Origin of the sequence: Burkholderia sp. AU45274, assembly GCF_030482505.1 — a bacterium.
Taxonomy (GTDB): Bacteria; Pseudomonadota; Gammaproteobacteria; order Burkholderiales; family Burkholderiaceae; genus Burkholderia.
The window spans coordinates 1-21,896 of the sequence record NZ_JAUJQE010000017.1 but is presented as its reverse complement, the minus strand read 5'-3'; the positions used below and the strand labels follow the sequence as shown (position 1 = coordinate 21,896).

At 68.2% G+C, this 21,896-nt stretch carries 17 protein-coding genes; 9 read left to right on the top strand and 8 right to left on the bottom strand.

Annotation, left to right across the window (positions count from 1 at the left end):
* The first annotated feature begins 204 nt into the window (after positions 1–204).
* Complete coding sequence (gene ppc, locus QZM35_RS34875; RefSeq protein ID WP_089426086.1) at positions 205–3,231, top strand: phosphoenolpyruvate carboxylase; 3,027 nt, start codon at positions 205–207, stop codon at positions 3,229–3,231.
* Between the two features lie 118 nt (positions 3,232–3,349).
* Here ppc and QZM35_RS34870 read toward each other — a convergent pair whose 3' ends face one another.
* Complete coding sequence (locus QZM35_RS34870; protein WP_175032251.1) at positions 3,350–4,102, bottom strand: class I SAM-dependent methyltransferase; 753 nt, start codon at positions 4,100–4,102, stop codon at positions 3,350–3,352.
* Positions 4,103–4,317: 215 nt separating this feature from the next.
* Between QZM35_RS34870 and QZM35_RS34865 the strand changes: the two genes are divergently transcribed.
* Complete coding sequence (locus tag QZM35_RS34865) at positions 4,318–5,127, top strand: helix-turn-helix transcriptional regulator (RefSeq protein WP_301777622.1); 810 nt, start codon at positions 4,318–4,320, stop codon at positions 5,125–5,127.
* A gap of 6 nt (positions 5,128–5,133) precedes the next feature.
* On the opposite strand, the gene QZM35_RS34860 is transcribed toward QZM35_RS34865, so the two are convergent.
* A complete protein-coding gene (locus QZM35_RS34860; protein ID WP_256976796.1) occupies positions 5,134–6,093 on the bottom strand; it encodes a spore coat U domain-containing protein in 960 nt (319 codons plus the stop codon).
* A gap of 344 nt (positions 6,094–6,437) precedes the next feature.
* On the opposite strand from QZM35_RS34860, the gene QZM35_RS34855 reads away from it, so the two are divergent.
* The 5 genes from QZM35_RS34855 (at position 6,438) to QZM35_RS34835 (ending at position 12,380) form a co-directional block, all read left to right on the top strand.
* Positions 6,438–6,974 (top strand): spore coat U domain-containing protein, encoded by a 537-nt coding sequence (locus QZM35_RS34855; protein ID WP_089426090.1) that lies wholly within the window; start codon positions 6,438–6,440, stop codon positions 6,972–6,974.
* Positions 6,975–6,980: 6 nt separating this feature from the next.
* On the top strand, positions 6,981–7,691 hold the full coding sequence (locus QZM35_RS34850; protein ID WP_089431566.1) for a molecular chaperone: 711 nt from the start codon (positions 6,981–6,983) through the stop codon (positions 7,689–7,691).
* 23 nt (positions 7,692–7,714) lie between these two features.
* Positions 7,715–10,078, top strand: coding sequence for a fimbria/pilus outer membrane usher protein (locus tag QZM35_RS34845; RefSeq protein ID WP_179255284.1), 2,364 nt, complete (start codon positions 7,715–7,717; stop codon positions 10,076–10,078).
* 114 nt (positions 10,079–10,192) lie between these two features.
* Positions 10,193–11,602, top strand: a complete 1,410-nt coding sequence (gene argH, locus QZM35_RS34840; RefSeq protein WP_175951020.1) for an argininosuccinate lyase — start codon at positions 10,193–10,195, stop codon at positions 11,600–11,602.
* Between the two features lie 94 nt (positions 11,603–11,696).
* Positions 11,697–12,380 carry an HAD family phosphatase gene (locus QZM35_RS34835; RefSeq protein WP_301777621.1) on the top strand — a complete coding sequence of 228 codons (684 nt, stop codon included), beginning with the start codon at positions 11,697–11,699 and terminating at the stop codon, positions 12,378–12,380.
* A gap of 90 nt (positions 12,381–12,470) precedes the next feature.
* On the opposite strand, the gene QZM35_RS34830 is transcribed toward QZM35_RS34835, so the two are convergent.
* The 5 genes from QZM35_RS34830 to apbC all read right to left on the bottom strand — a co-directional run bounded on the left by QZM35_RS34830 (position 12,471) and on the right by apbC (position 18,197).
* Positions 12,471–13,310 carry a lysozyme inhibitor LprI family protein gene (locus QZM35_RS34830; RefSeq protein ID WP_301777620.1) on the bottom strand — a complete coding sequence of 280 codons (840 nt, stop codon included), beginning with the start codon at positions 13,308–13,310 and terminating at the stop codon, positions 12,471–12,473.
* Positions 13,310–15,589, bottom strand: a complete 2,280-nt coding sequence (locus QZM35_RS34825; RefSeq protein ID WP_069248599.1) for an arginine/lysine/ornithine decarboxylase — start codon at positions 15,587–15,589, stop codon at positions 13,310–13,312. The genes QZM35_RS34830 and QZM35_RS34825 overlap by 1 nt, the downstream gene beginning before the upstream one ends.
* Before the next feature lie 81 nt (positions 15,590–15,670).
* Positions 15,671–16,240 carry a dCTP deaminase gene (gene dcd, locus QZM35_RS34820; protein WP_006398615.1) on the bottom strand — a complete coding sequence of 190 codons (570 nt, stop codon included), beginning with the start codon at positions 16,238–16,240 and terminating at the stop codon, positions 15,671–15,673.
* Positions 16,241–16,435: 195 nt separating this feature from the next.
* Complete coding sequence (gene sodC / locus QZM35_RS34815) at positions 16,436–16,972, bottom strand: superoxide dismutase [Cu-Zn] (protein WP_089426094.1); 537 nt, start codon at positions 16,970–16,972, stop codon at positions 16,436–16,438.
* 133 nt (positions 16,973–17,105) lie between these two features.
* Positions 17,106–18,197, bottom strand: a complete 1,092-nt coding sequence (apbC, locus tag QZM35_RS34810; RefSeq protein ID WP_089431569.1) for an iron-sulfur cluster carrier protein ApbC — start codon at positions 18,195–18,197, stop codon at positions 17,106–17,108.
* Between the two features lie 351 nt (positions 18,198–18,548).
* Between apbC and QZM35_RS34805 the strand changes: the two genes are divergently transcribed.
* Together QZM35_RS34805 and metG are read left to right on the top strand one after the other, a co-directional pair.
* Positions 18,549–19,193, top strand: a complete 645-nt coding sequence (locus QZM35_RS34805) for an OmpA family protein (protein ID WP_043189806.1) — start codon at positions 18,549–18,551, stop codon at positions 19,191–19,193.
* A gap of 376 nt (positions 19,194–19,569) precedes the next feature.
* Positions 19,570–21,726: a methionine--tRNA ligase gene (metG, locus tag QZM35_RS34800; RefSeq protein WP_089426096.1), complete on the top strand. Its 2,157-nt coding sequence runs from the start codon at positions 19,570–19,572 to the stop codon at positions 21,724–21,726.
* An 81-nt stretch (positions 21,727–21,807) separates the two neighbouring features.
* Here metG and QZM35_RS34795 read toward each other — a convergent pair.
* Positions 21,808–21,896, bottom strand: an 89-nt coding sequence (locus QZM35_RS34795; RefSeq protein WP_301777645.1) for an IS3 family transposase, incomplete at its 5' end; no start/stop codon positions are given.

The following is a 21,896-nucleotide window of genomic DNA, read 5'->3' as shown; positions in this document are numbered from 1 at the left end:
TGGAACATCGAAGGACGGGATTGAAGATCGAACAATGGTAGCACGCACGCCCCTGCCCGCCCGGGCCTGGAGCCTGCGCCCGGCCTGCCGCCGAGCGGGTCGCGGCGCCGATGCGCGGATGTGCCGCACGTAGCTGGTTGCTTGACCGCAGTTTCGCAGTTTCCGCAGTTCCTTTTGACTCGAGCTTTCCCAAGGAAACCCATCGTGAAGTCTTCCGGATCGGCGCGTACGGCGCGCCGCAATGCTGCCCTGTCCTCCTCCGACGCCTCGACGGACACCGTCGCCACCGCCGCGAACGGCCGTGCGAAAACGGCAACGAAACCGAAAGACCCGATACGTCAGACAAAACGCGCGACGAAAGCCGCCGGCCCGGCTGCCCGCACCGCGGCCCGCACGGCCGGTGCGCCGAAGTCCGGCACGCGCACGCGCGAGGACAAGGACGGCCCGCTGTTCGAAGACATCCGCTTCCTCGGCCGCCTGCTCGGCGACGTCGTGCGCGAGCAGGAAGGCGATACCGTGTTCGACGTCGTCGAGACGATCCGCCAGACCGCGGTCAAGTTCCGCCGCGAGGACGACAGCGAAGCCGCGCAGACGCTCGAGAAGAAGCTGCGCAAGCTGACGCCGGAGCAGACGGTGAGCGTCGTGCGCGCGTTCAGCTATTTCTCGCATCTCGCGAACATCGCGGAAGACCGCCACCACAACCGACGTCGCCGCATCCATGCGCTGGCCGGCTCCGCGTCGCAGCCCGGCACGGTCGCGTACGCGCTCGAACAACTGAAGACGACCGGCAACGCGTCGAAGCGCCTGCTGCAGCGCTTCTTCGACGATGCGCTGATCGTGCCGGTGCTGACCGCGCACCCGACCGAAGTGCAGCGCAAGAGCATCCTCGACGCCCAGCACGACATCGCGCGCCTGCTCGCCGAACGCGACCAGGAACTGACGAGCCGTGAGCGCCAGCACAACGAATCGATGCTGCGGGCGCGCGTCACCGCGCTGTGGCAGACCCGCATGCTGCGCGACTCGCGCCTGACGGTCGGCGACGAGATCGAGAACGCGCTGTCGTACTACCGCGCGACGTTCCTCGACGAACTGCCCGCGCTGTACGGCGACATCGAGGCCGCGCTCGCCGAGCACGGCCTGTCCGCGCGCGTACCCGCGTTCTTCCAGATGGGCAGCTGGATCGGCGGCGACCGTGACGGCAACCCGAACGTGACCGCGCCGACGCTCGACGAGGCGATCAACCGCCAGGCCGCGGTGATCCTCGAGCACTATCTGGAACAGGTGCACAAGCTCGGCGCCGAGCTGTCGGTGTCGAACCTGCTCGTCGGTGCGAACGACGCCGTGAAGGCGCTCGCGGCAGCCTCCCCCGACCAGTCGCCGCACCGCGTCGACGAACCGTATCGCCGCGCGCTGATCGGCATCTACACGCGCCTCGCCGCGAGCGCACGCGTGCGGCTCGGCGAAGGCACGGTGCCGGTGCGCAGCGCAGGCCGCGGCGCGCCGCCCGTGCGTGCGATCCCGTACGCGGATTCCGAAGCGTTCGTCGCCGACCTGAAGGTGCTGACCGCGTCGCTCGACGAACACCACGGCACGTCGCTCGCCGCGCCGCGCCTCGCGCCGCTCGTGCGCGCGGCCGAAGTGTTCGGCTTCCACCTGGCGAGCATCGACCTGCGCCAGAGCTCCGACATCCACGAAGCCGTGGTCGCCGAACTGTTCGCCCGCGCGGGCGTCGAGGCCGACTACGCGGCGCTCGCCGAGGAAGACAAGCTGCGCGTGCTGCTCGCGGCGCTCGCCGATCCGCGTCCGCTGCGCTCGCCGTATTTCGAATACTCGGCGCTCGCGCAGAGCGAGCTCGGCGTGTTCGAGAAGGCGCGCGAAGTCCGCGCGCAATTCGGCGCACGTGCGGTACGCAACTACATCATTTCGCATACGGAAACCGTCAGCGACCTCGTCGAGGTGCTGCTGCTGCAGAAGGAGACGGGCCTGCTCGAAGGCGCGCTCGGCGTCCCGGGCGGCGATGCGAAGAACAGCCTGATGGTGATCCCGCTGTTCGAGACGATTCCCGACCTGCGCGACGCCGCGCGCATCATGCGCGAGTACTTCGCACTGCCGGGCATCGACGCGCTGATCGCACACCAGGGCGCCGAGCAGGAAGTGATGCTCGGCTATTCGGACAGCAACAAGGACGGCGGCTTCCTGACGTCGAACTGGGAGCTGTATCGTGCTGAGCTCGCGCTCGTCGACCTGTTCCGCGACCGCAAGATCACGCTGCGGCTGTTCCACGGCCGCGGCGGCACGGTCGGCCGCGGCGGCGGCCCGACCTACCAGGCGATCCTGTCGCAGCCGCCCGGCACCGTGAACGGCCAGATCCGCCTGACCGAACAGGGGGAGGTGATCGCGAGCAAGTTTGCGAACCCGGAGATCGGCCGCCGCAACCTCGAGACGGTCGTCGCCGCGACGCTCGAAGCCACGCTCCTGCCGCAGAACAATGCGCCCGCGCAGTTGCCGGCGTTCGAGGCCGCGATGCAGACGCTGTCCGATTCGGCGATGGCCGCGTACCGCGCGCTCGTCTATGAAACCCCGGGCTTCACCGACTACTTCTTCTCGTCGACGCCGATCACCGAGATCGCCGAGCTGAACATCGGCAGCCGCCCGGCTTCGCGCAAGCTGCAGGATCCGAAGCAGCGCAAGATCGAGGACCTGCGCGCGATTCCGTGGGGCTTCTCGTGGGGTCAGTGCCGGCTGCTGCTGACGGGCTGGTACGGCTTCGGCAGCGCGGTGAGCGCGTATCTCGACGGCGCGCAGGACGACGCCGAGCGCACGAAGCGTGTCGCGCTGCTGAAGAAGATGAACAAGACCTGGCCGTTCTTCTCGAACCTGCTGTCGAACATGGACATGGTGCTCGCGAAGACCGACCTCGCGGTCGCGTCGCGCTACGCGCAGCTCGTTTCCGACCGCAAGCTGCGCAAGCACGTGTTCGAGCGGATCGTCGCGGAATGGGAGCGCACGTCGCAGGCGCTGGCCGAAATCACCGGGCACGAAGGCCGCCTCGCGACCAACCCGCTGCTCGCGCGCTCGATCAAGAACCGCTTCCCGTATCTCGATCCGCTGAACCACCTGCAGGTCGAGCTGATCAAGCGCCACCGCGCGGGCGACACGAACGCGCGGCTGCGCCGCGGGATTCACCTGACGATCAACGGGATCGCGGCCGGCCTGCGCAACACGGGCTGATCCGCCTGCGGCGCGGTGGGATGCCGCGCCGACTGACGTCCTGAAAGCCGCGATACGCGATGATGCGTATCGCGGCTTTTTTCATGCGCCGGCGAAACAGCAGCGGCGCACCTCGCGCTCAGTGCGCGTCGATCAGCAACGCGTCGTGTTCGAACGAACCGTCGGGCTGCACCGCGTAGTAGCCGCGCACCTCGTCCGGCGCATGCGCCCACAGTGCGCGAATGCCGGTGACGCTGTCGGCCGGCGTGCGGATGCGCGCGACCCACGTATCGAAATCGATCGGCAGCCGCCAGCGGCTGTGCACGTGCGCGTCGAAGCCGGCTTCGCGGAACATCGCGAGCCATTCGTCCGCCCGGTAGTCGCGCACGTGCGACGCATCGCGCAGCACCTCCGCGGCCTGCAGGTACGTATCGAGAAGCGGATGATCGTTGCCGGCGATATCGATCATCAACACGCGGCCGCCCGGTTTCAGCACGCGGCGCACCTCGGCGAGCGCCGCGCGCATGTCGTGCCAGTGGTGCGCGCTCATCCGGCTCACGACCCAGTCGAACGTCGCCGTGTCGAACGGCAGTTGCTCGGCCGGCCCCTGCTGCGTACGGATGTTCGCGAGCCCGCGTTCGCGCGCGGCGGCGTCGACCGTCGCGAGCATCGGCGCGGCGAGATCGTAGGCGACCACGTCGCGCACGTGCGGCGCGACGGCGAAGCTCGCATGGCCCGCGCCGCAGCCGAGATCGAGCACCGCGGCGTCGGGCGTCGCGCGCACCGCGTCCGCGAGCGTCTGCAGATCGGCACCCGTCGCGTGGACCGTGCTCGTCAGATAGGCGGCGGCCGTCGTGCCGAATGCGTCGGCGACCTGGTCGTGGTGTTTCATCGTTCGCTCCTTTGTACCGTTGCCGGTGCGACAGACGCCTCAGCCTCTGCTCCGGCCCCATGCAACGCGTTTTGTGGGACGCGCGCTGCCCTGCCAGCGCGCGAGCCGCTACAATAGGCCTGCGTTTGTACCGGTACAAGTTAAGCAGTTATTCTGGTATTCGATACACCTGCCTGACCGTTGCCGCGCCCCCGTTTCCATTTCGCCGTTTCCGCATGAACCACCCGTCCTCCTCTCCCGTCCCGCCGCTCGACGCCTCGCCCGCCCGCGCACTCGGCGAATTCATCCGCGCCCACCGCGAGCGGCTGTCGCCGCAGGCCGTCGGCCTGCCGCCCGGCCCGCGCCGCCGCACGCCGGGGCTGCGGCGCGAGGAAGTCGCGCAACTGTGCGGCGTCAGCCCGACCTGGTACACGTGGATCGAACAGGGCCGCCCGGTGTCGGCGTCGGCCGACGCGCTCGCGCGGATCGCCGTCGCGCTGCAACTGTCGAAGGCCGAGCGCGCGTATCTGTTCGAGCTGGCCGCGCAGCGCGACCCGGCCGAGCCCGACGTCGCGGGCGGCGACCTGCCGCCAACGCTCGCCGCGACCGTCGCGGCCATCGCGACGCCCGCGTACGTGCTCGACCGGCAATGGAACGCCCTCGCCTGGAACGCGCCGGCCGCCGCGCTCTTTTCAGGCTGGCTCGACGGCGAGCACGACCGCAACCTGCTGCGCTTCACATTCATGTCGCCGGCCGCACGCACGCTGATCGTCGACTGGGAAACCCGCGCGCGGCGGCTCGCGGCCGAATTCCGCGCCGATTCGATCCGTCACCTGACCGATGCGCCGACGCGCGCACTGATCGACGCGTTGACCGCCGGCAGCGACGCTTTCGCGCAGTACTGGGCATCGCAGGACGTATTCGAGCGCGAAGGCGGCCTGCGCGAATTCGACCATCCGGCCGACGGCCGCCTCGTGTACCAGCAGATCACGCTGAAGCCCGCGCACCGCGAGGACCTGAAGCTGGTCGTGCTGGTGCGCGACTGACGCCACTCAGAAGCTGATCGTTGCGGTAATCGTGTCGCTGTAGTTGCCCGGCGCGGGGGTTGTCTGCGCGGGCACGCGCCCGTACACGGGGATCGTCTGGCTAAGTCCGCTGCCCGCCCCCGTCGCCATCGCCGTGCCGCCGGTGCCGTCGCCCCACGGCGTCGTGTAGCCACCGTCCTTGTAAAGCTGATAGCCGACCGACCCGCCGCCGCCCGCGCGCGACATTGTGCGCGCGGCGACGTTGCCGCTGCCGCCGCCGTTCAGCGCAATCTGGAACGCGTCGCCGTTCGTGCAGCGCGCGTTGATCGACCCGGCCGCCGCCAACGGAGACGTCAGTACGCCGGTGGCCGGAAACGCGACGCCGGTGGCGGTGATGATGCAGTCGTTGGTGACCGTGGCCGTGGCGGAGAAGCTCACCGTGCCGGCCGCCGACTGCGCCGCGCACGTCAGCGTCGGCAGGATGCTGAGCAGCGAAAAGCTCTGGCTGTACGTCGCCTGGTTGCCGCTGAAGCTCTGCGTGTAGACCGTGCTGCTGTTGTTCACGGTCGGCACGGTCGGCTGGTTGGCCGTGACGCGGCCATAGACGGTGATGTTCGCGCTCGCGCTGGTGCCGAGCAATGGTTTCTGCAACGTAACGGAGATCGGCGTGGTGCCGGCGCTGACGGAACCCCACGCCTGCGAATAGCCGGAATCCTGGTACAGGTCGTACTGCATCTGGTTCGTCCCGTTGCTCAGGTAGCGCGGGCTCGTGCCGCCGAGGTTCACGCAGACGAGCACGCCCGTGTTCAGGCTCAGCGCATCCCACGTGCAGTTGACGGTCATCGTGCTGGTGGTCGTGACGGCCAGCAGCCGGATCGGGCTGACGGAGCCGAAGCTCGGCGCCGGTGGCGTGACCGAACAGGAATCCGCGCGTGCCGACGCCCACGGCGCGCCAAGCGCCACGACCAGCAGCAGGCACGACAGCATGCGCAGCCAGCCGCGCGCCGCGTCGAATCGCTCATCCGCCATGGTTTTCCCCGTAAGCACGCTCGCCCCGCGACAACCGTCGCCAGGCCACGCGCCCCTCGATGGTAGCCGGCCGCGTACCGCGTCGTTCGCGCCGATTCTTGATCCAGGTCAAGCCGCCCACAGCAATCTATCAGGAATCCGGCACAAAACCTGCCGCGTCGGCGTTTTCACCATTGCCGGCGCCCGAAAGCGTGGAGTAGTCTTCCTTCAACGACAGCGCTGTTCCGTCGGCACGGCAGGCACAACGCGGGAGGCCACCCGCGAGCCGGGCGACATCCCTTGAACGGCTGGAGATAACCACAATGAACGCTACCCGACGTCGTGTCCTTTCCACCGCGCTCGCGACCGCCTTCGCATTCGCACCGGCGCTGCAACCCGTTACCGTCGCCGCCACCTACTCGAACGGCAACGCCACCGCCCAGTTCAACGTCACGCTGACGATCCAGGCGAACTGCACGATCGCCGCCAACCCGCTCGCATTCGGCACGACCGGCGTGCTCGCGTCGACGATCAGCCAGCAGACCACCCTGTCCGTCACCTGTACGAACTCGACGCCGTACAACGTCGGGCTCGATGCGGGCGCCGTCACGGGCTCGACGGTCGCCAGCCGGCTGATGGCCGGCACCGCGAGCGGCAACACGAGCACGACGGTCGGCTACCAGATCTACCAGGATTCGAGCCACGCCACGGTCTGGGGCAACACGCAGGGAACGGACACGGTCGGCGGCACCGGGACCGGTTCCGCACAGACGCTGAACGTGTATGGCCAGGTGCCGGCGCAGGCGACACCGAAGCCCGACACCTATCAGGCGAGTGTCACCGCCACCGTCTACTTCTGACGCCCCGTGGCGTTCCTTCCGCGCGCGGTCGCCGCGCTGTGGGCCACGTCGGCGGCGGCCGTATCTGCGGCCACGCTGCAGATCACGCCCGTGACGATCGAGCTGCCGCCGTCGGCCGCCGCGGCCAGCGTCATGCTCGACAATCCCGGCGGACGGCCGATCTACGGCCAGGTCCGCACGTACCGCTGGACGCAGGAAAACGGCGACGACGTGATGACGCCGACCGACGCGCTGGCCGCATCGCCACCGCTGCTGCAGATCGGCGCGAACGCCGGGCAGCTGATCCGGCTCGTGCGCACGGCCCTCGACGCGCCGGCAGCCGAGGAAAGCTATCGCGTCCTGATCGATGAACTGCCCGCGCCCGGCACCCCGGTCGAAAACGGCATCACGATCCGGCTGCGCTATTCGGTGCCCGTGTTCGTCGAGCCGCCCGGGATGCCGGCGCCGCCGCGTCTCGCGTGGCGCGTCGAACGCGACGCGCAGGGCCTGCGGCTCGCGGTCGACAATCGCGGCGGACGGCGGGCGCAGCTTTCCGCGGTCCGGCTGGTCGACGCGCAAGGCGCCACTCACGAGGTCGCACGCGGCCTGCTCGGCTATGCGCTCGCCGGCAGCACGCGCCGCTGGCCGCTCAGGCTCGACGCGCGCGCGGCATCGTTCGTCAGGGTACAGGCCACCGTCAACGCGCAGCCGGTCGAGGCGCAGTTGACGCCACCCTGACGCGCGGGCACGAACCCGCCACGCTGCCCGTGCCGACGACGCGCCATGCCCACCGGGCCCACGCCCCCGCGCGACACACCCGGCTCGCGGCCGCCCTCGCGATCGCGCTGGCGCTGCATGCCGCCGCGGCACGCGCGGAGCCGGCGCCCGCGCGGCCCGCCCCCGCGGCTGCCCCGGAGCCCGGCGTGCTGTTTCTCGACGTGTCGCTCAACGGCGAGCCGACCCACCGGATCGCCCGCGTCCAGCAGATCGACGGCCGACTCTACGCGGCCTCCGCCGACCTGAACGATCTCGGCGTCGCGACGGGCGAGCGCACGCACGAGCCTTCGAATACGCTCGTCGCGCTCGACACGCTCCCGGGGCTGCGCTACGACGTGGACATGAGCCGCCAGACGCTCGACCTGCGCGTGCCCGACGCGCTGCGCATTCCGCACACGTTCGACACGCGCGCGCTCACCGCCGCGCCGCCCGCCACGGCCGGCCGCGGCGTCGTGCTGAACTACGATGCCTACGCGCAGACCCTCGCCCATTCGCCGCTCGCCATCTGGAGCGAGGCACGCTATTTCGACCCGGCCGGCGTCTTCAGCAGCACCGGCATCGCGTACCTGTACGACGACCGCCAGCGCTACCTGCGCTACGACACGTCGTGGACGCGCTCGAGCCCGGCGACGCTCACGACCACGCAGTTCGGCGACACGATCTCGTCGTCGCTGTCGTGGACGCGCTCGCTGCGCATCGGTGGCGTGCAATGGCGCAGCAACTTCGGCCTGCGCCCCGATCTCGTGACGTTCCCGGTGCCGGCGCTGTCCGGCAGCGCGGTCGTGCCGACGTCGGTCGACCTGTACGTGAACAACGTGCGCCAGTTCAGCGGCGAAGTGCCGGGCGGGCCGTTCGTGATCAACAGCGTGCCGGGCATCACCGGCTCGGGCAACGCCACCGTGGTCACGCGCGACGCGCTGGGCCGCTCGGTGTCGACGTCGATTCCGCTGTACATCGATACGCGCCTGCTCGCGCCGGGCCTCGCGAGCTATTCGGTCGAGGCGGGTTTCCTGCGACGCGCGTACGGCATCACCTCGTTCGACTACGCCCGCACGCCGGCGGCGAGCGGGTCGCTGCGCTACGGCATCAGCGAGCGGCTGACCGTCGAGGCACACGCGGAAGCGACGACCGGCGTCTACAACGCCGGCGCGGGCGTCCTCGCGCGCATCGGCAACGGCGGCGTCGCGAACGCGTCGCTGGCCGTCAGCGCGCAGCGCGGCGCCGGCGCGCAGGTGGGCCTCGGCTACCAGTACGTGACGCCGCGTGTCTCGATCGATGCGCAGACGCTACGCGCATTCGGCGGCTACGGCGACCTCGGTGCGCGCGAGGGCATCCCGGTGTCGAGCGCCACGGACCGCGTCACGGTATCGTTTCCGTTCCTGCGCGCGCAGACGCTGTCGTTCAGCTATCTCGGCCTCAAGTACCCGGGCATCGATGCATCGCGCATCGGTTCGATCGCGTACCTCGTCAATCTCGGCATGCTGACCTCGCTGACCGTCAGTGCGTTCCAGGATTTCCGGCAGCGCGACACGCGCGGCTTCTTCGCCAGCGTGAGCATCGGCCTCGGCGGCAACACGTCGGTCTCGGCCAGCGCAGGCCGGCAGAACGGCGAATCGACCTACGCGGTGAACGCGTCGCGCCCGCCCGACTACGGCGGCGGCTTCGGCTGGAACGTGCAGGCGGGCACCAGCGCCGCGCTGCGCTATGGGCAGGGTCAAGTGCGGTATCTCGGCCGCGCCGGCGAGGTCACGCTGCTTGCGCAGTCGTTCGGCGGGCGCGGCAACGCGTCGGTCGACGTCACGGGCGCGCTCGTGCTGATGGACGGCCGGCTGATGACGGCGCGCCGCATCGACGACAGCTTTGCGCTCGTCTCGACCGATACGGGGCGCGTCCCCGTCCTGCACCAGAACCGGCTGATCGGCGAGACCAACCGCGCCGGCTACCTGCTGGTGCCCGATCTGAACGCGTACCAGAACAATCGCGTCGCGATCGACGGCGCGACGCTACCGGCCGATGCGCGCATCGCCGACACGACACTCGACGTCGTGCCGCAGGCGCGCTCGGGCGTGCTCGCGCATTTCGCCGTGTCGCGCTACAGCGCGGCGTCGATCATCCTGCACGCGCCCGACGGTACGCCGCTGCCACCGGGGCTCGAAGTCCGCGATGTCGAGAACGGCCAGCGCACGATCGTCGGCTACGACGGCCTCACGTTCGTCGACGGCCTCGTCGACCATAACCGCCTGGAAATCTCCGGCAACGGCCACGATTGCGCGGTTGCCTTCGCGTACCGGCGGCCGGACGACGGCACGCTGCCGCGGATCGGCCCGCTGACCTGCTCGCCGCGCTAGCGCCCGCGCCGCTCCCGCCCGCGGCGGGCTTGTGCCGGACACCCGGCCGCGAATGCTAAAATCCCCGGATTCCTCGGCGGCGCACGCCGCTCAATCTCCCTTCGAAGAATCGCCATGACGTCCCAACTGCACAAAAAGGGCGAGGCCTGGTCGGCCCGCTTCTCGGAACCGATGTCCGAGCTGGTCAAGCGCTACACGTCGTCGGTATTTTTCGACAAGCGCCTCGCGCTCGTCGACATCGCCGGCTCGCTCGCGCACGCGAACATGCTCGCCGCGCAGAAGATCATCAGCGCCGACGACCTGGCCGCGATCGAACGCGGGATGACGCAGATCAAGGGTGAAATCGAGCGCGGCGAATTCGAATGGCAGCTCGATCTGGAAGACGTCCACCTGAACATCGAGGCGCGCCTGACCGCGCTGATCGGCGACGCCGGCAAGCGCCTGCACACGGGCCGCTCGCGTAACGACCAGGTCGCGACCGACATCCGCCTGTGGCTGCGCGGCGAGATCGACCGCATCGGCGGCCTGCTGAACGACCTGCGCGGCGCGCTGCTCGACCTCGCGGAACAGAACGCCGACACGATCATGCCGGGCTTCACGCACCTGCAGGTTGCCCAGCCCGTCACGTTCGGCCACCACCTGCTCGCATACGTCGAGATGTTCTCGCGCGACGCGGAGCGCATGCGCGACTGCCGCACCCGCGTGAACCGCCTGCCGCTCGGCGCGGCCGCGCTCGCCGGTACGAGCTACCCGATCGATCGTCACGCGGTGGCGAAGACGCTCGGCTTCGACGGCATCTGCACGAACTCGCTCGACGCGGTGTCGGATCGCGACTTCGCGATCGAATTCACGGCGGCTTCCGCGCTCGTGATGACGCACGTGTCGCGCTTCTCCGAAGAACTCGTGCTGTGGATGAGCCCGCGCGTCGGCTTCATCGACATCGCCGACCGCTTCTGCACCGGCAGCTCGATCATGCCGCAGAAGAAGAACCCGGACGTGCCCGAGCTCGCGCGCGGCAAGACGGGCCGCGTGAACGGCCACCTGATGGCGCTGCTGACGCTGATGAAGGGCCAGCCGCTCGCGTACAACAAGGACAACCAGGAAGACAAGGAACCGCTGTTCGACACGGTCGACACCGTCGCCGACACGCTGCGGATCTTCGCCGAGATGGTGGCCGGCATCACCGTGAAGCCGGACGCGATGCGCGCGGCCGCGCTGCAGGGCTTCTCGACCGCCACCGACCTCGCCGACTACCTCGTGAAGCGCGGCCTGCCGTTCCGCGACGCGCACGAAGCCGTCGCGCACGCCGTGAAGATCTGCGACGACCGAGGCATCGACCTGGCCGACCTGACGCTCGACGAGATGAAGCAGGAACTGCCGAACGTCGCGCACCTGATCGGCGAAGACGTGTTCGGCTACCTGACGCTCGAGGGCTCGGTCGCGAGCCGCAACCACCCGGGCGGCACCGCGCCCGACCAGGTGCGTGCGGCGGTGAAGGCGGCGCGCGCCGCGCTCGGCCAGTAAGCCTGCTGTTCCGGACGGACGCCCTCGGCGTCCGTTTTTCATTCGGGCGGCCGTCGCGCCGCCCATCGCCTTCCCTGCTTCCCGAATGCCGCCGATGACCTTTTCCGCCGCGCTCTTCGACATGGACGGCCTGCTCGTCGATTCCGAGCGGACCATCATGAACACGTGGATCGACGTGTCGAATGCGCACGGCGTCACGCTGACCACCACCGACTACCTGCAGATCGTCGGCCGCTCGTTCGCCGAAGGCCAGGTCATCCTGGCACGGCTGATCGGCAACCCCGATACGTTCGACGCGGTGCGCATCCGCGTGCGCGAGCAGCTTGCGGCGCCCGAACCGCATCCGAAGTTTCCGCTGAAGCCGGGCGCGCTGGCGCTGCTCGACGCGCTCGCGCAAGCCGGCATTCCGTGTGCGGTCGCGTCGTCGTCCGCGCGCGAGGTCATCCGTGCGCGGCTCGACGCGGTCGGCGTGCTGCCGTTCTTCCGCGCGATCGCGGGCGGCGACGAAGTCGCGCGCGGCAAGCCCGACCCGGCCGTCTACCGGCTCGCGGCCGAACGCCTCGGCGTGCCGGCCCACGCCTGCGTCGCGTTCGAGGACAGCGACTTCGGCGCGCAATCGGCCGCCGGCGCGGGTGCATCGGTCATCACCGTGCCCGACCTGAAGGCGCCGACGCCCGAAATCGTCGCGCTGAGCCTGCACGTGCTCGCGTCGCTCGACGATGCGGTCGCGCTCGTGCCGTCGTGGTTCGGCGGGCTCGATACGCAACGGCCCGCCTGAATCACGGCCGCCAAATGAAAAACGGGCACCTTTCCGGGTGCCCGTTTTGCTTTTTGCCGTCTCGCCGGATCACCGGCGTCGCCATTGCGCTTACTTGTTGCCGGCCGTCTCCGACAGCCGCTTCATCGTCGCGATGCGCGCGCCGATCAGGTCGACGCGGCCGTCCTCGCCGACGAGCGGTGCCGTCGCATCGCGGAACCCGACCCACGCGCGCTGCGCGCGCACGAGCGTCGCGGCCGAATGCGCGGGCATCTTGCGGCGCAGCTTCTGGTAATAGCGGTTCAGGTCGAACAGCGCGTGCTCGCACGCGGCGTCCTGTTCGCACGGCCGCACGCGGCGCACGGCTGGATCGCGCGGCGCGTTCGCCGGCTTGCCGTTCGGTTTGGCGTTCGGTTTGGCCGCGCTCGGGACATCACCCACGCTGCCCTGCGCGCCGCTCGTGGCCGCGACCGGCACGGCGGCAGGCGGCGGCGCATAGCGATCGGCCGCAGCGCGCAGCGCCAGTGCGCGATCGCGCACCGGCTGCAGCTGCAGGTCGGCACTCGACATCGCGTACGACGTCCCGCGCGTGGTGTCGTACACGGCCTTCAGCAGATGCACTTCGTCCTTGCGCCACGTGAGCCAATGGCGCTGGCTGTCCTGCCAGCCGCGCTTCGCGTCGGCCGGCGCATCCTTCAACAGGCGCTGGTACGCGCCGTCCATCACGGCCTGCCACTGCTGCTGCGCCTCGCCCATGCACTGGATCTGGCCGGCCGGTGACGACCGGTCGCGCCGCGCGAGACACTGCCGCATCGCGACGTCGATCGGGTCGGCCGCCGCGACTTCCGCGTGCGCGACCCCGACTCCCGCCAGCCCTGCCGACCCTGCCGCCCAGACGACGAGCGCGGCCAGCGCCGCACGCATCGCCTGGATTCGTCCGTGCGTCGCCATCAGTCGCGCACGCAGTCGACGAAGTACTCGACCCGGCCGTTCACCTCTTCCGCGACGAGGCCGTGGATGTCGGTGTGGAAGCCCGGGAAGCGCTCGTTGAAGTCGCGCGCGAACCGCAGGTAGTTCACGATCGTCTTGTTGAAGCGCTCGCCCGGGATCAGCAGCGGAATGCCCGGCGGGTACGGCGTGAGCAGGATGCTCGTCACGCGGCCTTCGAGCTCGTCGAGCGGCACGCGGTCGATCTTGCGGTGCGCGAGCTTTGCGAACGCGTCCGACGGCTTCATCGCCGGCTCCATGTCCGACAGGTACATCTCCGTCGTCAGGCGGGCGATGTCGTTCGCGCGGTACACGTCGTGGATCTGCGTGCACAGGTCGCGCAGGCCGACACGCTCGTAGCGCGGATGCTGCGCGACGAATTCCGGCAGCACGCGCCACAGCGGCTGGTTGTTGTCGTAGTCGTCCTTGAACTGCTGCAGCTCGGTCACCATCGAGTTCCAGCGGCCCTTCGTGATGCCGATCGTGAACATGATGAAGAACGAGTACAGGCCGGTCTTCTCGACGATGATCCCGTGCTCGGCCAGGTACTTCGTGACGATCGCGGCCGGAATGCCGGTCTCGCCGAACTCGCCGTCGACGTCGAGCCCCGGCGTGATGATCGTCGCCTTGATCGGGTCGAGCATGTTGAAGCCTTCCGCCAGCGGGCCGAAGCCGTGCCAGTGGTCGTTCGGCTTCAGCATCCAGTCCTCGCGCGAACCGATGCCTTCCTCGGACAGGTTGTCCGGGCCCCACACGCTGAAGAACCAGTCGTCGCCGTATTCGGCGTCGACCTTGCGCATCGCGCGGCGGAAGTCGATCGCCTCGGCGATCGATTCCTCGACGAGCGCGGTGCCGCCCGGCGGCTCCATCATCGCGGCCGCGACGTCGCACGACGCGATGATCGCGTACTGCGGGCTCGTCGACGTGTGCATCAGGTACGCCTCGTTGAAGCGATGCTTGTCGAACGTGCGGTTCTCCGAATCCTGCACGACGATCTGCGAGGCCTGCGAGATGCCCGCGAGCAGCTTGTGCGTCGAGTGCGTCGCGAACACGAGCGCGCCGGTGCGCGGACGGCCGTCGCCGATCGCGTGCATGTCGCGGTAGAAATCGTGGAAGGTTGCGTGCGGCAGCCACGCTTCGTCGAAGTGCAGCGTGTCGAGCAGGTCGCCGAGCAGGTCCTTGATCATCTCGACGTTGTAGACGACGCCGTCGTACGTGCTCTGCGTGATCGTCAGGATGCGCGGCTTCATGTCCGGGTTCTCGCGCATCGCTTCGCGCGCGAACGGGTTCGCCTCGATCTTCTTGCGGATGTTCTCCGGCTTGAATTCGTCGCGCGGGATCGGCCCGATGATGCCGAAGTGGTTGCGCGTCGGCGTGAGGAACACGGGGATCGCGCCCGTCATCGTGATCGCGTGCAGGATCGACTTGTGGCAGTTGCGGTCGACCAGCACGATGTCGCCCGGGGCGACCGTCGCGTGCCAGACGATCTTGTTCGACGTCGACGTGCCGTTGGTCACGAAGAACAGGTGGTCCGCGCTGAAGATGCGCGCCGCGTTGCGCTCGGACGCCGCGACGGGGCCCGTGTGGTCGAGCAGCTGGCCGAGTTCGTCCACCGCGTTGCAGACGTCCGCGCGCAGCATGTTCTCGCCGAAGAACTGGTGGAACATCTGGCCGAGCGGGTTCTTCAGGAACGCGACGCCGCCCGAGTGGCCCGGGCAGTGCCACGAGTACGAGCCTTCGTCCGCGTACTTCACGAGCTCCTTGAAGAACGGCGGCGCGAGCGAGTCGAGATAGACCTTCGCCTCGCGGATGATGTGGCGGGCGACGAACTCCGGCGTGTCCTCGAACATGTGGATGAAGCCGTGCAGTTCGCGCAGGATGTCGTTCGGCAGGTGGCGCGACGTGCGCGTCTCGCCGTACAGGAAGATCGGGATGTCCGCGTTGCGGCGGCGCACTTCGGTGACGAACGCGCGCAGCTCGATGATCGCGGTCGCGAGCTCGGGCAGCTCGCCGTCCGAACCGGTTTCGCCGAGCATGAGTTCGTCGTCGTCGATCGACAGGATGAAGCACGACGCGCGGCTCGACTGCTGCGCGAACGACGTCAGATCACCGTAGCTCGTGAGACCGAGGACTTCGACGCCCTCCTTCTCGATCGCTTCGGCCAACGCCCGGATGCCGGAGCCCGAGATGTTCTCGGAGCGGAAATCTTCGTCGATGATGACGACGGGGAAACGAAACTTCATGGGCGATTCTCCAAAAAGAACGACCGCGGCGCGTCACGCGCAGCGGTCACCCGGAAACTGGTGAGACGTTATGCAACCAGATCAGGTTTTCGGCAGCGTGACACCACGCTGCCCCTGATACTTGCCGCCGCGATCCGCGTACGACACGTCGCACACTTCGTCGCTCTCGAAGAAGAGCACCTGGGCGACGCCTTCGTTCGCGTAGATCTTCGCGGGCAGCGGCGTGGTGTTCGAGAATTCCAGCGTGACGTAGCCTTCCCACTCGGGTTCGAACGGCGTCACGTTGACGATGATCCCGCAGCGCGCATAGGTCGACTTGCCGAGGCAGACCGTCAGCACCGTGCGCGGGATGCGGAAATATTCGACGGTGCGGGCCAGCGCGAACGAGTTCGGCGGGATGATGCACACGTCGCCCTTGAAATCGACAAACGAACCCTCGTCGAAGTTCTTCGGGTCGACGATCGTCGAGTTGATGTTCGTGAAGATCTTGAATTCGTCCGCGCAGCGGATGTCGTAGCCGTAGCTCGACGTGCCGTAGCTGACGATCCGGCGGCCGTCCTCGGACGCGCGAACCTGATCGGGCACGAACGGCTCGATCATCTTGTGCTCTTCGGCCATGCGCCGAATCCATTTGTCGGACTTGATGCTCATGCCAGCCTCCGCCGGGCCGTCCCAAGGAGGCTGGCCGTCCCCTCGGGGGACAGCGAACGAAGTGAGCGTTGGGGTCGTTTCATATCAGGGCGCCTGGAAACGCTGCGTGACAGTCAGGGAGGGCCGCTCGCGCGAGGCAGCGGCCGGGAAAGGCGCACATTTTACGCGATCATCGGCCTGCGCACGCAGCGGCCGTCACCGGATCACGCCGCAAGCGAGCGCGGGCCCCGCGCCATGCTGCGGAAACGCGGGATCGCTCGGTTCGCGGTGCACCAGCGCCGCGCGGTTCATCGCCGAGCGCACACCATCGAGGGCCAGATCGGGCGCGACGATGAAGCCGGCCGCGACGCCGTTCGCGTCCGCGTGGATGTTGCCGAGATCGCCGGCGACGCGGGCACCCGCGCGCAGCCGGTCGGCCGCCGGCGCGAACACCTGGCCGGCGCTCGAGCCGTCGCCCGCGTTGCAGTCGCCGCGTTCGTGTACCTGCAAGGCGTGATCGCTGTTCGGCGGCAAGCCGGCCAGGTTGTAGGTGACCTGCACGCCGTCCGGACGCTCGACGAACGTCACCGCGCCGCGCGCCTGCGAGCCAACCGTCGGCTGCAGTTGTGCGTCGGCCCGTTTTTCGTGCGACGAGGAAAAGGAGGTGCAGCCGGCCAGCAGGCCCAGCGCGGCGGCGGCCAGCAGCGCGCACCGCGCGCGGCCGGCGTACACGCCGTGATGTCGTTGTTTCATTCGATCCTCATGCCGGCTGACGGCCGTTTGACACGACGGCCGCGCCGGGCGGGTAAAGGGACCCGGGAAAAGTCGCCATGATACCGCGCCTCGCGGCGCCGTAAACAGCGTGAGGCCCCGCCCCGCAAGGGTTTTACGTATTTTGAACAACGATCGACGGGAACTTCGACGTCATGTCGCGCGATCGCTCGGCAATCGCCAGCGCAACACCGCGCGCGATTTCGCGATAGCGATGCGCCAGCGCGCCTTCCGAATCGGCCACGACCGTCGGCGTGCCGCTGTCGGCGCGCTCACGGATCGCGATGTCGAGCGGCAGGCTGCCGAGCACGTTGACGCCGTACTCCTTCGCCATCCGCTCGGCCCCGCCGGCGCCGAAGACGTGCTCCTCGTGGCCGCAGTTCGAGCAGATGTGGATGCTCATGTTCTCGACGATGCCGAGGATCGGAATCCCGACCTTCTCGAACATCTTCAGGCCCTTCTTCGCGTCGAGCAGCGCGATGTCCTGCGGCGTCGTGACGATCACCGCGCCGGTGACGGGCACGCGCTGCGCGAGCGTCAGCTGGATGTCGCCCGTGCCGGGCGGCATGTCGACGATCAGGTAGTCGAGCTCGCGCCAGTTGGTCTGGCGCAGCAGCTGCTCGAGCGCGGAGGTCGCCATCGGGCCGCGCCATACCATCGGGTTGTCTTCCTCGATCAGGAAGCCGATCGAGTTCGCCTGCAGCCCGTGGCCGACGAGCGGGTTCATCGACTGGTTGTCGGGCGACTCGGGACGCTGGCCGTGGATGCCGAGCATCGTCGGCAGCGACGGACCGTAGATGTCGGCGTCGAGGATGCCGACCGACGCGCCTTCCGCGGCGAGCGCGAGCGCGAGGTTGACGGCCGTCGTGCTCTTGCCGACACCGCCCTTGCCCGATGCGACCGCGACGATGTTCTTCACGTTCGGCAGCAATTTCACGCCGCGCTGCACCGTGTGCGCGACGATTTCCTGCGAGACCGCGACGCGCGCGTCGCGCACGCCGGCCACGGCCTGCAGCGCCGCGGTGACGCGGGCGCGCACGTCGTCGTGCTGGCTGCGCGCGGGATAACCGAGCACCACGTCGAGCGCCACGACGTCGCCGTCGATCGCGACGTTGCGCACGCCCTTGTTCGCCGCATACGGACGGCCGGTATTGGGGTCGACGACAGCCGCCAAAGCGGCGTCGACTTGTGCCCGGTCAATGCTCATCGAAACTCCGTGAAAACGTTTTTCTCGCGCGCAAACGTCAAAAAATATCAAATTTCGGCGCGAAAATCGGGAAAAGTGAAAGAATCTGTTGCACGCCATTGCGCGAACGCGCGACCCGGCGCACTCTTCGCGTGCGGCATGCTATGGGGCCAAATCGGCCACTTACCGCCTATATTGTAGAGGCTGACGCGTCGCACTGTCCCAACAGCCACGCTGACGGGCAGGGCATGCAGCCACCTCGGCGGCTGCCGCGAGCACGGGCCTGCCCTCCTTTTTCGGGCGGCCCGCGCAGGGAGCCATAACTGTTGTTGTCGTCGTTGTCGACTCGTTCAACCAAGAGAGGAATCCAAGATGAACATGAAAATCGCGACCCGCTTGTCCGTCTTTGCATTGGCCGGCGCATTGCTGGCAGGCTGCGCCACGCAGCAAGGCAACAACGCGGCCGTCGGTACCGGCACGGGCGCAGCACTGGGCGCAGGCATCGGCGCGCTGGCAGGCGGCGGCAAGGGCGCGGCGATCGGCGCTGGCGTCGGCGCACTGGTCGGCGGCGTGACGGGTTACAACTGGCAGGCGATCAAGAACAAGCTCGCACCGTCGGCAGCGCAGACGGGCACGCAAGTGACCGAGCAGCCGGACGGCTCGCTGAAGCTGAACGTGCCGAGCTCGGTGACGTTCGCGACGAACCAGTACGCGATCACGCCGGCCTTCACGCCGCTGCTGAACGACCTGGCGACGACGCTGAACCAGAACCCGCAAGTGACGGCTTCGATCGTCGGCTACACGGACAGCACGGGCTCGGCGCAGCTGAACCAGACGCTGTCGCAGAACCGCGCGCAAAGCGTCGTGAACGCACTGGCGCAGCGCGGCGTGAACGGCGGCCGCCTGTCGGCGCAAGGCATGGGCGCATCGAACCCGATCGCGGACAACGCGACCGAAGCCGGCCGCGCACAGAACCGCCGCGTCGAAATCTACCTGCGCGCAGCGCAGGCGCAGTAAGCGCACGACGAGGGGAACGCGCGGGCTCGCGGCCCGCGCAGCCCCGCCGGACAAGGCTTCCGGCGGACCCGGTAACAAATCGAAAAAATTTTCGAACTTCTGTCGCAGGCCGTGGTCAGTATTTACGGTACGCGGCTGGTGTTGCCGGCGCGTCACCATTCTCCTCTTGTCGTTGTTGCTCCGGGGCCGTATCCGCCCCGGTTTTTTTTGCCCGCAGAAATCGTGCTGCGCCGCAGCACACCGCCCTCGGGCACGCCGCTTGCGTGGCCCCGCCTCTTTCGGCGCCCGGTCGAGGGCGCCTGCCCGCGTCGCTGACGCGCGCCCCTGCTAGAATCGCAGTTTCCCGTCGTTTTTCCGCCGTTCCTCTACAGACCCTATGTCCGCATCCGACCTCACTTCCGTGCAGGCTGCGGCGCCGCAAGGTGGCCGCCAGATCCTCGTTACGTCCGCACTGCCCTATGCCAACGGGCAGATCCACATCGGCCACCTGGTCGAGTACATCCAGACCGACATCTGGGTGCGGACGCTGCGAATGCATGGCCATGAGGTCTACTACATCGGCGCCGACGACACGCACGGCACGCCGATCATGCTGCGCGCGGAGAAGGAAGGCCTGACCCCGAAGCAGCTGATCGATCGCGTGTGGACCGAACACAAGCGCGACTTCGACAGCTTCGGCGTGTCGTTCGACAACTTCTACTCGACCGATTCGGACGAGAACCGCGTGCTGAGCGAGAAGATCTACGTCGCGCTGCAGGACGCCGGCTTCATCGCCGAGCGCGAGATCGAGCAGGCATACGATCCCGTCAAGGAAATGTTCCTGCCGGATCGCTTCATCAAGGGCGAGTGCCCGAAGTGCCACGCGAAGGACCAGTACGGCGACAACTGCGAAGTGTGCGGCTCGACCTACCTGCCGACCGAACTGCTGAACCCGTATTCGGTCGTGTCGGGCGCGACGCCGGTGCGCAAGACCTCGAAGCACTACTTCTTCCGCCTGTCCGATCCGCGCTGCGAAACGTTCCTGCGCGAATGGGTGAGCGGCCTCGCGCAGCCCGAAGCGACCAACAAGATGCGCGAATGGCTCGGCGACGCCGGCGAGGCCAAGCTCGCCGACTGGGACATCTCGCGTGACGCGCCGTATTTCGGCTTCGAGATCCCGGGCGCGCCCGGCAAGTATTTCTACGTGTGGCTCGACGCGCCGGTCGGCTACTACGCGAGCTTCAAGAACCTGTGCGAGCGCAACGGCATCGACTTCGATGCGTGGGTCCGCCCGGGCTCGACCACCGAGCAGTACCACTTCATCGGCAAGGACATCCTGTACTTCCACACGCTGTTCTGGCCCGCGATGCTCGAGTTCTCGGGCCACCGCACGCCGACCAACGTGTTCGCGCACGGGTTCCTGACGGTCGACGGCGCGAAGATGTCGAAGTCGCGCGGCACGTTCATCACCGCGCAGAGCTACATCGACACGGGCCTGAACCCCGAATGGCTGCGCTACTACTTCGCCGCGAAGCTGAACGCGACGATGGAAGACATCGACCTGAACCTCGACGACTTCCAGGCGCGCGTGAACAGCGACCTCGTCGGCAAGTACGTGAACATCGCGAGCCGCGCGGCAGGCTTCCTGATCAAGCGCTTCGACGGCCGCGTGCAGGACAGCGCGATGAACCATCCGCTCGTCGCGAAGCTGCGCGAGGCGATCCCGCAGATCGCCGCGCACTACGAAGCACGCGAGTACGGCCGCGCGCTGCGCCACACGATGGAGCTCGCGGACGAGGTGAACGCGTACGTCGACGGCGCGAAGCCGTGGGATCTCGCAAAGGATCCGGCCAACGCGGTCGCGCTGCACGAAACCTGCAGCGTGAGCCTCGAGTCGTTCCGCCTGCTGTCGCTCGCGCTGAAGCCGGTGATGCCGCGCGTGGCCGAAGCCGTCGAGTCGTTCTTCGGGATCGCGCCGCTCGCCTGGGCCGATGCCGCGAAGCCGCTGTCGTCGGAGCAGCCGATCAAGGCGTACCAGCACCTGATGACGCGCGTCGACCCGAAGCAGATCGAAGCGCTGCTCGCCGCGAACCGCGATTCGCTGCAGGCCGAAGCCACCGGCGCGGCTGCCGCGAGCGCGAACGCCGCGAAGGATGCGAAGAACAACGCGAAGGCGAACGCGAAGCAGGCTGTCGTGAACGGCGCGGACGACGCACCGATCTCGATCGACGATTTCGCGAAGATCGACCTGCGCATCGCGAAGATCGTCGCGTGCCAGGCCGTCGAAGGCTCGGACAAGCTGCTGCAGCTCACGCTCGACGTCGGCGAGGAAAAGACCCGCAACGTGTTCTCGGGCATCAAGTCCGCGTACCAGCCCGAGCAGCTCGTCGGCAAGCTGACCGTGATGGTCGCGAACCTCGCGCCGCGCAAGATGAAGTTCGGCCTGTCCGAAGGGATGGTGCTCGCCGCGTCGGCCACCGACGAGAAGGCCGAGCCGGGCCTCTACATCCTCGAGCCGCACAGCGGCGCGAAGCCCGGCATGCGCGTGAAGTAAGCCGAACGCGCTGCCGCTTGCGCGAAAAAGAAGCCCCGCACGATGTGAACTGACCCCGTAAAGTTGGACGGGTTATGACGGCTAGGGCTGAGTTCTGTATTGCACGGGACTCAGCCCTTTTAGTTTCAGTTTGATGCGGTCGTGATTGTAGTAGTGGATGTAGCTTGCCA